The sequence below is a fragment of the Sphingobacterium haloxyli genome (assembly GCF_002980525.1).
GTDB classification, from domain to species: domain Bacteria; phylum Bacteroidota; class Bacteroidia; order Sphingobacteriales; family Sphingobacteriaceae; genus Sphingobacterium; species Sphingobacterium haloxyli.
In genome coordinates, this window is record NZ_PVBQ01000018.1 from 72918 (window position 1) to 85381 (window position 12464).

Consider the following 12464-nt stretch of genomic DNA (forward strand, 5'->3'; position numbering starts at 1 on the left):
AATATGAAGGGCTCAAAAATTTATCTGGCATTTATACTATTTCCGCTCTACATGCTATTTGTTTCCTGGCTGGAGAAGTATCCCAAAAAGCCTGTAAAGTTTCAAAATATCACGTTGGAGACATCGTTGAAACCATTTAAGCAGAAAGATCGAGCATATATCGAGCAGGTAGCAGAACACATGTTTAGGCAATGGGCGAACTTATTGGTTCATACAGATACCGTTTCTGTTATGCTGTGGATATCCGATGGCTCAGAAATATTGGAATATACCGGAAAACTCGATCAATCGCTAGAGTGGGCGAAGTACATCGGAAATCCCAACACGAATCATGAAATAGGCGCTGGCCCGAAAGAACTTTCCCTACACGAGCGGGCGTATCTTTATATGGACAACCCGCCCGATTTTTCCTATGCAGGTCTGAAGTTGATTATCGAAATCTTGCGCGAAAAGGGCAGAAAATTAACGGGCAAGGAGATAAAAATAGGTGCGACCTTTGATCCGGGGCCTGAATTTGCTAAATCTGAATTTAAATATGTACGGCATCCTGAAATATTGGAAGGCAACGCCATGGGGCACAAATCATTTGTCAGTTGTTATGCGGTATTACATGCGGATGACGTCTCGTACGCGGCGTATCCCAACGGAATACCAGATCAAACACCATTTGGAACCTTTTTTGGTAAACAAAGCCAGCATTTCCTACAAGATTTGAACTTTGATTTTCTTTGGTTAAGCAATGGGTTCGGATTTGGTGTAGAGCCTTGGTCTTCTACCGGAGCGGTTTTTACAGGAGAAGGCTTTTTAAAAGAAAAATTGGAAGATACGCGCCAAAAGATTATTAATTTTTGGACGCTATTCAGAAAGGAGTGCCCTGATTTCGAAATCCAGACCAGAGGCTCCAATCTTTCTACTGGCATCGATCTGGCACGGGATGGGGTGGATTTGAGGGCCATATACAAGTCGGGATTCGATATCCTGCCGCCGCCAAATTCTCCTTGGGCAGCCATTGATGGTGATTTTGGACTGGAGATGGTGGGGTATATGTCCCATATTGCCGATTTGCCGGACGATCGTTATGTCTATCGGTTTTATACCCACGATCCGTGGTGGCTGAATAGCCCTTGGTTGGATAGGTATGGGCGTTTTCCGCACGATATCTACATGCCGATGTCCGTAGCTCGGATTGACGAAAAAGGCCAAGTTGGCCTTCCTACTACCTTGAACTTTTTGACGATTGATGATTCGTTCGGAAACATTCCGGATGTCGTTCCCAATGAAGTAATTCCCCATATTTTAAGAGGTCGGGAAGACTCACCCACCGCTGCCGGACCCTTGGTCTGGGTATATCCGTTTGACGAATATCACGATTGGGCAAAAAAGCAGCAGGAGCTGTTACCGGAAATATACTATGGCGATTGGTTTATCAGGCAAGCGATCAACCACGGATTGCCTTTAAACACGATCACATCGACGACCAATTTTGCGAAGTTGTTGAAATCGGATCCTGACTATTACCGAGAATCCATTATACTGACCATCGTTCCTGATGCAGGTTCCGAGCAGGAGCATGTGTTGACAACGTTTATTAAAAACGGCGGACAAGTTATGGTATATGGACCTGCGGATCGAGCCAGCGACGCTTTTAAAGACCTGTTGAACCTTAAAAATATGAGCGGATTAGAAGGCAATTTTCGCTTAACCAGCCATATCGAACTCGATAAGGTGCAGGACGATACCCCTACGAATATTAAACACAATCCGCTATTCTCAGGCGGTAGTATGCGCACCGCTATTGCCAATACGAAAGATCTCTATACGAAGCGTTTGGTACATGTTATGCAAGGAAATGAGAAGCGAGATCAAGTATGGTCGAGATCACTACCGGATTGGAAAGGCGGTAAAGTGGTGTATATCCGAGGAACAAATTCGAGTAGTTTCCAAGGAGGGATGCTTTTGCGGCCGGACAATCCAGAAGAATGGGCGATTAGTCCAAAACTGGCACGCCACGCCTTGAAAGAGTTTGATTATTTGTTTTCCTTTGAAAAAGATGATATTTCCATCAAGAGCCCCATGCTCAGTATTGCGCGCAGTCACAATGGCTTTTTCTTTTCGGGTTATGCTCCAAATACAACGGTAGTGCAAAAATTTAAATTTCCACAAGGAGCTCCCATATTACATGGGTATGATAGCAAAATAGAAAATGGTATGACCACCTATCAACTCCCGACCGCTTGGCACAATGAGGTTCGTGTTTTTGTAGAGCAAGAAGGCGGAATCGTATCATCCAAAGAGATGCATTCGGGCGAATTGGGAATCAGTAGGAGAATTCGGATAGCTGGATTGAAGAACGCGACACTTCGAATCTATCCGGAAGAGAATATCACTGCCGAAAATTTTAGAGCGTACCTCAACGCAGGCTATCCGTGGAAGAGGGGACAGCAAACGTTTGAATTGGGGGACCCGAAATACGGGTACCATTTTGTAATCAAAGATGTGACGGGGCATGTCACCGTCGCGTGGTGATTAAATGAATACACAATGCTGAAGAAAGTATTTTTTTATACATTTTGTTTCTTTATGTGCTTGGCTATCAATGCCAATGCACAAAAAGGCGCTATAGATAATCTCGCAGCACTGAAACAGGAGCTGACGAAGGTCTTTCCGCATAACCGAACGATAAATCTTGTTTTCCATGGACATTCCGTTCCATCTGGTTATTGGTCGAATCAGGAAGTGCATACGTTAGATTCTTATCCTTATATCCTACTTAGTCTGCTAAAGAAAGAATACCCAAAAGCGGTGATTAACATCATTACCACATCGATTGGTGGAGAACATGCTGAAAAAGGTGCTGCCAGGTTCACATCCGATGTATTGCCTCATCGGCCGGATGTGATATTTATTGACTACGCGCTGAATGATTTAGGATTGGGTTTGGAACGGGCGCATGTGGCCTGGGAAAAAATGATTAGGGAGGCAAAAGCACAAGACAAATCGGTTGTGCTACTCACACCGTCGCCCGATCAGCGGCAAGATATGGGAAATACGGGAAATCTGCTGAGCAAGCATGCCCAGCAAGTTAGAAAGTTAGCGGTAAAATATGGATTGCCCGTTGCTGATTCTTACACGGCGTTTGAATCCGTATTTAAAGACAAGGGAACGATAGCACCGCTCATGTCGCACGTTAACCATCCTAATCGCTTAGGGCATGAGTTGATCGCAAATGAAATTTTTAAGCTTTTAAAAAGATAAGATACCGACGAAGTACTTAGAAGAAAACTAAATTATGCAAAAGAATAATCAAAATATAGGATTTTATTTCATCGCCATCATGTTTGGGCTAATCGGTATTATGCAAGAGGCTTTGCCCCAACAAAAGTACCCGCAATTTGGTATAGACCCTTTAAAAGAGGTTATCGCGGCGATGACGATAGACGAGAAGGCTTTGATGGTGACGGGAGCAAAACGTCGGGAAGTCTATCCAACCGCCTTGCCGGGCAAAAAACAGAAAAATATTGTAGCAGTAGGTGGATATACCTATCCTTTTCTGCGTTTAGGGATACCACCCATTTATCTGTCTGATGGGCCGGCGGGTGTACGTATTGCGCCAAGACGTTCAGGTGACAGCCAAACGTATTACGCTACGGCTTTTCCAGTTGCCACATTGGTGGCTTCAGGATGGGACACCTCGCTGTCTAGGGAAATAGGGGAAGCCATGGGACACGAAGCGCTTGAATATGGCGTGGATATCTTACTGGCCCCTGCCATGAATATTCATCGGGATCCGTTAGGCGGGAGGAGTTTTGAATATTATTCCGAAGATCCTTTATTGACAGGTAAAATGGCGTCAGCATATGTGCAAGGAATACAATCCCAAGGCGTAGGAGCCTCTATAAAACATTTTGCAGCCAATAATCAGGAAACGAGCAGACGGTATATCAACACCATCGTATCCGAGCGCGCATTGCGGGAGATATATTTAGAAGGGTTTCGTATCGTGGTACAAGAAGCAAAACCTTGGACAGTCATGTCCTCTTACAATAAAATAAATGGTGTATATACGCCGCAAAGTAGAGAATTGCTCGTCGATATCCTGAGAAAAGAATGGGGATTCAATGGTTTTGTGCTAACGGACTGGTATGGGGGAGACGATCCGGTTGAACAGATGAAAGCGCATAATGATTTGCTGATGCCGGGGTTACAAGTATGGACGGATACGATTGCAGATGCATTGCGCAACGGAAATCTTAGTATGGACGTAATCGACCAAAATATAGAAAATATACTCAACGTAGCATTAAAAACAGGTACGGTAAAAGATTATCCCTATACGGAGAAGCCCGATTTTGAAAAGAGTAAGGAAGTCGCACGACGGGTAGCGCGGGAGAGTATGGTTTTGTTGAAAAATGAACAGCATACGTTGCCTATCCAAGCCGGATCTACATCAATAGGCTTGTTTGGCAATTATAGCTACAAAAATCTGCCCGGTGGAACAGGGAGCGGAGCGGTCAATTATGAGCATGCCGTGTCTGTCGCGGAAGGATTGAAGGAGGCCGGATTTAAACTAGATCCGGTTTTAGAAAAAAAATATACGAGCCATCTGGAAAAAGGAAAGCCCTTGCGGGATAAGGCAGATAGCCTCATAACGGCCATGCCCCCAAGGGATAGCATTTTAAGTGAATTAGCGTGGGATAATCATGAAATTGAAAGAAGCGCCAAGGAAACCGATATGGCCATTATCACGATTATGCGCATCTTTGGTGAGGGTGGTGACCGTCATGTCGATCATTTTAATTTAACAACCGAGGAGCTGTCATTAATCGATCGTGTATCGGATGCATACCATGCTCAACGTAAAAAAGTAGTTGTTCTACTGAACGTTGGTGGTGTTGTGGAAACGGCATCTTGGAAGGATAAAGTAGATGGTATATTGTTGACCTGGCAATCTGGCCAAGAGGGTGGGCACGCTGTTGCGGATTTAATCAGTGGTAAATTTACCCCCTCGGGAAAACTCCCCACTACATTTCCCGTACGCTATGCCGATGCTCCGTCTGCCAAAAACTTCCCTGGTACCCCTATCGGGAATCCAACAGAAGTTGTTTATGAAGAGGATATCTATATAGGTTACCGATATTATGATACATTTCGTGTTCCAACATCGTTTCCCTTTGGTTTTGGACTTTCATATACGTCCTTTACCTATACTAATTTCAAAATTGAAAAAGGAAAAGGGGGAAGTGCGACACTGCTGGTTACGGTGGAGAATACAGGTCGATATCCGGGAAAAGAGGTCGTCCAGGTATATGCAACGGCACCTTCAGGTAAATTGGAACATCCCGAAAAGGAACTGAAAGCTTTTGCGAAAACGAGATTGTTGCAACCCGGTGAGCGCGAAACGCTTCGTTTTGAGATTACCCCTCGTATGCTTTCTTCGTTTGATACGGGCGCTTCTGCTTGGGTGGCAGAAAAGGGTGTTTATGATTTGATGATAGCGGTGTCCTCCGATACTATAGTAGCAAATGGCAAATTCCGCTTAGCGAAATCGCAGATAACGGAAAAAGTAAGTAAATCGTTGATTCCGCAGGTACCGATAAATATATTGCGGCCCGTTAAACCGTAATCATAAGTATAATAAAGAGGATCAAAAAGAGAATGGCAATAATTAAACCGGTTTGGATCACTATATGTATGCTGATCGTTGTCCACGTGCAGGTGGGTAGTGCCCAACAGCTCGTTGTCGCACCATCGAAAAACTATGTACAAACGCCAGAAGGAAAACCATTTATATGGATTGGCGACACAGCATGGGAATTATTTCATAAATTAAATAGAGAAGAGGTAGATCATTATTTAACGGTGCGGATGAAACAAGGATTCACCGTTATCTATACGGTAATATTAGCGGAACATGAAGGATTGACGCTACCTAATGCCTATGGTGAAGTTCCATTGTACAGACAGGATCCGGCTAAGCCTAACCTTCGATACTTTGAACATGTGGATTATGTCATCAACAAGGTACAAAGTTTGGGACTTCGTTTAGCGATATTACCTACCTGGGGGAATAATGTTCAAAATGCAAGAGATGGTAAGCGTTCTTATATCTTCACGCCTAAAAATGCCTATCAATACGGTAACTTTCTTGGTGACCGCTATAAAGATAAACCCATTATCTGGGTACTCGGAGGAGACCGTAATGTGGATAATGATCAAGCAAGGCTTATTTGGGATAAGCTAGCGGAAGGAGTCCGGGCAGGCAGTGATGTCAAGCAATTGATAAGTTATCATCCTGCTGGAGAAAGCAGTTCTGCTTATTGGTTTCATAAATCTACTTGGCTGGATTTTAATATGTACCAAACGGGCCATGCCCGCCGATCGATACCCGGCTATCAATATGCAGAGGCACACCGTCTGTTAGATCCGCAAAAGCCGTTTCTAGACGCGGAACCGGCCTACGAAGATATTCCTATAAAGTTCTGGGAATACTTATCAAAAAGATCACCAGAGGAACTTATCGGATCGGTATTCGATACGTCGGGAATAATCATAAACAGGGATTATTTCGAGGCAGGATTTTTTACTGATAAAGACGTGCGCCAACAGGCATATTGGGGGCTTTTGTCGGGGGCAATGGGATTTAGCTACGGGAATAACGCCGTATGGCAATTTGTAGGCACAGGGAAGAAATGGGTGATTCCTAGTTTGTATACCTGGCAGGAAGCAATCACAAGGCCGGGCGCCGAACAAATAAAGCATCTTCGGTTTTTTATGGAACGTTGGGGTTTTTCAACCCGGATTCCGGATCAATCATTAATTTATGGTATTAACCGGCACGGGACATCACACATCAGGGCAGCGACGAATGCGGATAAGTCCTGTGTATGTGTCTACACGCCAGTTAATCAAGCGATTGTGTTGAATTTGTCCTTATCTGCCGACACCGTTTATAAAGTCAGTTGGTTTGACCCTCGTCATGGTGAGATACAACATGAAGAAAAAGTAGTATCAAACGGGCCTGTGGAATTCAATCCGCCAGCTGCGATGGATGATTGTCTTCTAATTTTGGAATTAAAGAAGTAGCGTTTTTCAAAGAATCAACATATGCAACGTAGAACAGCTCTAAAGCAATTATTTTTCATAGCAGGCGGAATAGTACTGTTTCCATCATGTTGGGGAAGGGCGAATAAAGCTTCTATCGCCCTACGTAAACTGCATATTAATGCGGAGCAAGAAAATCTCCTGGCCGAAATAGTGGAATCCATTATACCCGAAACCGATAGTCCGGGAGGAAGAACACTTCATCTACACCTTTTTGTACTAAAAATGATTGACGATTGCCATAGCGAAGAAGACCAGCAGGTTTTTGTTCAAGGACTGAAGGATTGGGATCAGGAGATGAACGATACTGTCGGAAAGTCTTTTTTGCTTGCTAGCTCGGATCAACGACAATCTTACCTGATGGATATCGAAAAAGATAAGGCACATCCATTGTCTGGCTTTTTTATGATGACAAAAAGAAGAGCTATACAGGGATATTTGAATTCGGCGTATGTAATGAAAAATAAGCTGATATACGAACTAGTTCCCGGACGCTATAACGGATATGCAAAAGTTTGAATAAATATAAAGGACGTAATTTAAGGAATGGCAAATATCAACATAGATAGCATAAAGGAACGGACTTTTGATGCTATTGTGATCGGATCGGGAATTAGCGGCGGATGGGCGGCCAAGGAGTTCTGTGAAAAGGGGTTACGGACACTGGTTTTAGAACGAGGACGGGATGTAAAGCATGTAAAGGACTACCCGACAACCAACATGTATCCTTATGAGTTTGAGCATCGGTTAGAAATGCCCTATGAAGATAAGCAAAAGAATCCGATTGCCAATCGCTGTTATGCTTATCGAGAAGATTCCGCACACTTTTTTGTCAAGGATGATGAGCACCCCTATATTCAAGAGAAGGAATTCGACTGGATACGGGGATATCAGGTAGGAGGAAAGTCACTGTTATGGGCTAGGCAAGTGCAACGGTGGAGCGATTTTGATTTTGAAGGCCCGGCCAGAGATGGGTTTGCTGTGGATTGGCCGATACGCTATCGTGATCTCGCCCCATGGTATGATCATGTAGAACGCTTCATTGGTGTCGCAGGCAATCGGGATGGTGTGGCTGAGCTTCCTGACGGGGACTTTTTGCCCGCTTATCCGTTAAACGCAGTAGAGAATCATTTTAAACGTGTCGTAGCATCGAAATACGATAACCGTCATGTAATAAGTGCGAGATGTGCCCATCTATCTCAACCGGCACCCATCCATTTAGAACAGGGACGTGTCCAGTGTCAAAATCGTGTTCTTTGTCAGCGAGGTTGCCCCTTTGGCGGATATTTTAGTAGCAACGCGTCTACGTTGCCCTGGGCAGAGAAAACGGGTAATATGACGCTTCGGCCGTTTTCTGTCGTGGAATCCATTATATATGATGAGCAAAAGGGCAAGGCGGTAGGGGTGCGGGTAATTGACACCAACACCAAGGAAGCAATCGATTTTTATAGCCGGGTGATTTTCGTCAATGCCTCCGCCTTGAACAGCAACCTGATTCTTCTTAACTCGATTTCAAACCGTTTTGCTAATGGATTGGGAAACGATAATGGATTGCTTGGTAAGTATATCGCATTCCACAGTTATACGGCGGTCATAACCGGCGAATACGATGGTGAGTTGGCATACCGTACCGATGGGAGAAATCCAGCCGGAGGGGGATACATACCCCGATTCCGCAATGTTTACAGACAGGAAACCGATTTCTTACGGGGCTGGGCAGCGACATTTAATGCCAGCAGGAACCCGTCTACGGATACTTCCGGTGTCGGCGTGTCGCTGAAAAATCGATTACTGCATTCAAAACTGGGAAATTGGCGGGTAGGTTCGCATATGATGGCTGAAACTATTCCTAAAGAAAGCAACAAAGTTTGGCTCGATACGGCAAAAAAGGATCAGTGGGGCGTCCCATTGCTGCATATCGATGTAGCATATGACGACAATGACTGGAAAATACGAGCAGACTATTTTGAGCAGATGACAGCGATGTTTGAGGCTGCCGGATTCCAGAACGTTAAAACGAGAAACGACGATCGCCGCCCCGGAAATGATATCCACGAGATGGGGGGAGCGCGTATGGGGCACGACCCCAAAACCTCATTGCTCAATAAATGGAACCAACTGCACAGCTGTGAAAATGTCTTTGTAACTGACGGTGCTTGTATGACATCCACTGCTACACAGAATCCCTCGTTGACCTACATGGCACTGACAGCTAGAGCTGTTGATTATGCGTTTACGTTAATGAAAAAAGGTGTTCTATAATTAAATGAGTCGGATTGTCATAACGAATCCGGCTATATAGGGAGCGCGTGTTTAAACCGTAATTGTTCTGACTGAAATAGACGCGAAATTATATAATTGGTAACTAAAGGGTTGTTATCCCATCATAAAAAATATCGAAAAATAATTTTGCAAATCAGATTTTACCCCTATATTTGCACACGCTATAAGCAACAGGCTTGGAGAATTAGCTCAGCTGGTTCAGAGCACCTGCCTTACAAGCAGGGGGTCACTGGTTCGAACCCAGTATTCTCCACATAACATATGAGAACCTCGGGAGATTAGCTCAGCTGGTTCAGAGCACCTGCCTTACAAGCAGGGGGTCACTGGTTCGAACCCAGTATCTCCCACAAAAAAAGCATCGATTTCTCGATGCTTTTTTATTATCTACACCACCCCGAGATAAACGGAATCGGATAACTTATCTGTAAATGTGTTTTTGGATCCGACGTAAACGTGAAATGGAACTTTTCCCATCATCGTGCTACCAAAAGGTTCCCATGTATAGGAGCGTGCTGATAAATCAGGCCCTGAAGTTAACAAATCGAATGTATGGGCTCCATCGTAAATGGCTGCGACAAATATTTCGTCATGGCGCCCGGCATACAACGGATCCCATTCAAAAACCAATGCGTTTCCTTCGCGTCGTACCCGCGGATTCTTCGGTGGTTGTTCTTCTCCTCGGAACAACAGTACCTTTTCGGGGTTGACATAGGGTGTATTATTGTTGTCCCCATCGTAATCCAATGCATTTTTAAATGTATAGGATTGTGCTTGCTGAAAAGAGCCGATCCGACTCCCCGGAGGAGCCAAATCCTTATATCCCCAATTGATAATTGGTTTAATTGGGCGAAGAAACTGTGAAACCGCTTTCATCCGTTGTTGATTTAGCGCAGCCAGCTTGGTCGGCTTGCGTTTAGGACGGGATGGGAGACTGCGTACGATCGCTTGGCCATTTAGTTCATAGCCTACAATATTCCCAACTCTACCGGAGAAAGGTCCGTTTATTCCACCTTTAAGAACTGCCATATGTATAACGTTTAAATGTGTAGACGAGCATGATGCCCGCCTTTATAAAGTTAACAGTTAAAGTAATTAAAACAAAATAATAAAGTAATAAAATAGTGTAATAATAGTGATTTACCTCTATAAACCCTCTATTAAACCACTATATTCACTCTTAATAATCTCTAATATTACTAGCTATTTGTGAACTACTTTATCCTCTTAAAGTGGATAAGCCGTTTCGCTTTTTGTCTCCGATAACACGAAATAAGTCTGTACGGTGTTTACTTGGGGTAGCACGGCTAACTTATGGCGTAGGAACATATGATAGGCTTCCATATCTTTCGTGGCAATACGTAACATAAAATCATATGATCCTGCCATTTGGTAGCACTCCATGACCTCGGGAAATTTGGCAACTTCTTTTTCAAACTCGTTGAGGACTTCCGCGGTATGAGCTTTTAAAAATACCTGCGAAAAAGAAATGAGGTCAATGCCTACTTTTTTACGATCTAGTATCGCAACCGTACGCTTAATATATCCATTAGCTTTAAGCTTCTTTACACGTTCATGAACGGCCGCAATAGATTTGTTAAGATGGTAGGATAGTTCTTTGTTGCTCAGAGAGGCATCTTTTTGTAAGAGGCGTAATAGCTTTTTGTCTACGCTGTCAAGTTCCATAGCCACGTTTTTCTTGATTTAAGATTCAAAAACCAAATATATCGATAATATTTATTGTTTTTGCTATATTTTCGATAAGTTTTTCCGAAGTTAACGATTGTGGTTGAATAATATCTTGTTTTGTGTCAATTTTGCGAGATAAGTATTGTATTATGGAAGAGGTAATCAGTGAATGTCTGTCGCCAAAACTGGACAGTAAGTTTAAACATTTGTGGTGCTTAGTGGGAAATACCCCGATGCTGGAATTGCACTATGTGTATCGGGGGAAGCCAGGTATGATTTACGTAAAATGTGAAAACTATAACCTGACTGGGAGTATTAAAGACCGTATGGCCTTGTATATTCTATATAAAGCATATATGAACTGTGCAATTCGCCCGGATGATATGATTGTGGAGGCGACCAGTGGGAACACGGGAATAGCTTTTTCGGCTATTGGAAAGGCTTTAGGACATCAAGTGAAAATTATTATGCCGAACTGGCTTAGTAAAGAACGTATCGATATCATCAAGAGTATGGGTGCGGATATACAGTTGATCTCTAAAGAGGAAGGTGGTTTCTTAGGTAGTATCCGCTTGAGTGAAGAGTTGGCTGCGACGGGAGGTGTATTTTTACCTCGTCAATTCGAAAATCAATATAATGCAGAAGCGCATGAATTAACAACGGGCCGGGAGATTGCTATGCAACTGCGGTCGATAGGAAAGGTAGCTGATGCCTTTGTCGCCGGGGTTGGGACTGGCGGAACAGTGATGGGGGTTGGTCGTTACCTTCGCCAGATTAATCCTGAGGTAAAAATACATCCATTAGAACCGGCGGAGAGCCCCACCTTAACAACGGGTTACAAGGTCGGTTCGCACCGTATTCAAGGGATCTCTGATGAGTTTATTCCGGCGATTGTTAAGCTCGATCAATTGAACGAGGTGATCCAAGCGTCGGATGGAGATTCTATTGTTATGGCGCAAAAGTTGGCGCAGCAGCTGGGACTGGCCGTAGGAATATCGTCGGGTGCAAATGTTATAGGTGCTATCAAGCTAAAAGAGCAATTGGGTCCAGATGCAACAGTGGTAACATTGCTCTGCGATGATAATAAAAAATATCTAAGTACGGATTTAGTGAAAGAAGAAGCTGTCCTAGAGCATTTTATTGCTCCCGAAGTGCAATTTGAAGGGTTTCATCCGATCAGCCGTCTGAAACAGCCCCTTATATAATCCAAAAGCCAAAATATATGAAAAGAGTAGGTAAGTTCTGCATATGGTTAGTCTGGATAATTCCGCTATTTGTTGGCGGACAAGAGACTGATACATTGCTGTCATCAGACAATATAGAATTTGTAGACGGTTCTGCTGAATCGGAGGACGATACGCTGCTGGAAGTGCCGGAGGACCTGATGTTTGAGA

The 12464-nt window shown here is 43.8% G+C and carries 9 protein-coding genes and 2 tRNA genes; 9 read left to right on the forward strand and 2 right to left on the reverse strand.

The window, feature by feature from the left end; genetic code table 11:
- The first annotated feature begins 3 nt into the window (after window positions 1-3).
- The 8 genes from C5745_RS17555 (at window position 4) to C5745_RS17590 (ending at window position 9731) form a co-directional block, all read left to right on the forward strand.
- The gene (locus C5745_RS17555) at window positions 4-2526 is read left to right on the forward strand and encodes a hypothetical protein (RefSeq protein WP_105718317.1); all 2523 of its coding nucleotides are present in this window, start codon (window positions 4-6) and stop codon (window positions 2524-2526) included.
- A 15-nt stretch (window positions 2527-2541) separates the two neighbouring features.
- Window positions 2542-3255: an SGNH/GDSL hydrolase family protein gene (locus C5745_RS17560; RefSeq protein ID WP_105718318.1), complete on the forward strand. Its 714-nt coding sequence runs from the start codon at window positions 2542-2544 to the stop codon at window positions 3253-3255.
- 34 nt (window positions 3256-3289) lie between these two features.
- Complete coding sequence (locus C5745_RS17565; RefSeq protein ID WP_207795839.1) at window positions 3290-5623, forward strand: glycoside hydrolase family 3 C-terminal domain-containing protein; 2334 nt, start codon at window positions 3290-3292, stop codon at window positions 5621-5623.
- Between the two features lie 32 nt (window positions 5624-5655).
- Window positions 5656-7083, forward strand: a complete 1428-nt coding sequence (locus tag C5745_RS17570) for a glycoside hydrolase family 140 protein (RefSeq protein ID WP_105718319.1) — start codon at window positions 5656-5658, stop codon at window positions 7081-7083.
- Window positions 7084-7104: 21 nt separating this feature from the next.
- The gene (locus C5745_RS17575) at window positions 7105-7620 is read left to right on the forward strand and encodes a gluconate 2-dehydrogenase subunit 3 family protein (RefSeq protein WP_105718320.1); all 516 of its coding nucleotides are present in this window, start codon (window positions 7105-7107) and stop codon (window positions 7618-7620) included.
- A gap of 27 nt (window positions 7621-7647) precedes the next feature.
- Window positions 7648-9363 (forward strand): GMC oxidoreductase, encoded by a 1716-nt coding sequence (locus C5745_RS17580; RefSeq protein WP_105718321.1) that lies wholly within the window; start codon window positions 7648-7650, stop codon window positions 9361-9363.
- 199 nt (window positions 9364-9562) lie between these two features.
- Window positions 9563-9637, forward strand: a tRNA-Val gene (locus tag C5745_RS17585).
- Window positions 9638-9656: 19 nt separating this feature from the next.
- Window positions 9657-9731 (forward strand) — tRNA-Val (locus C5745_RS17590).
- Window positions 9732-9768: 37 nt separating this feature from the next.
- On the opposite strand, the gene C5745_RS17595 is transcribed toward C5745_RS17590, so the two are convergent.
- Both C5745_RS17595 and C5745_RS17600 read right to left on the reverse strand, forming a co-directional pair.
- Window positions 9769-10410 carry a DUF6266 family protein gene (locus tag C5745_RS17595; protein WP_105718322.1) on the reverse strand — a complete coding sequence of 214 codons (642 nt, stop codon included), beginning with the start codon at window positions 10408-10410 and terminating at the stop codon, window positions 9769-9771.
- A gap of 198 nt (window positions 10411-10608) precedes the next feature.
- Window positions 10609-11067: an Lrp/AsnC family transcriptional regulator gene (locus C5745_RS17600; protein ID WP_105718323.1), complete on the reverse strand. Its 459-nt coding sequence runs from the start codon at window positions 11065-11067 to the stop codon at window positions 10609-10611.
- A gap of 152 nt (window positions 11068-11219) precedes the next feature.
- On the opposite strand from C5745_RS17600, the gene C5745_RS17605 reads away from it, so the two are divergent.
- The gene (locus C5745_RS17605) at window positions 11220-12275 is read left to right on the forward strand and encodes a PLP-dependent cysteine synthase family protein (protein WP_207795840.1); all 1056 of its coding nucleotides are present in this window, start codon (window positions 11220-11222) and stop codon (window positions 12273-12275) included.
- Window positions 12276-12464: the final 189 nt, after the last annotated feature.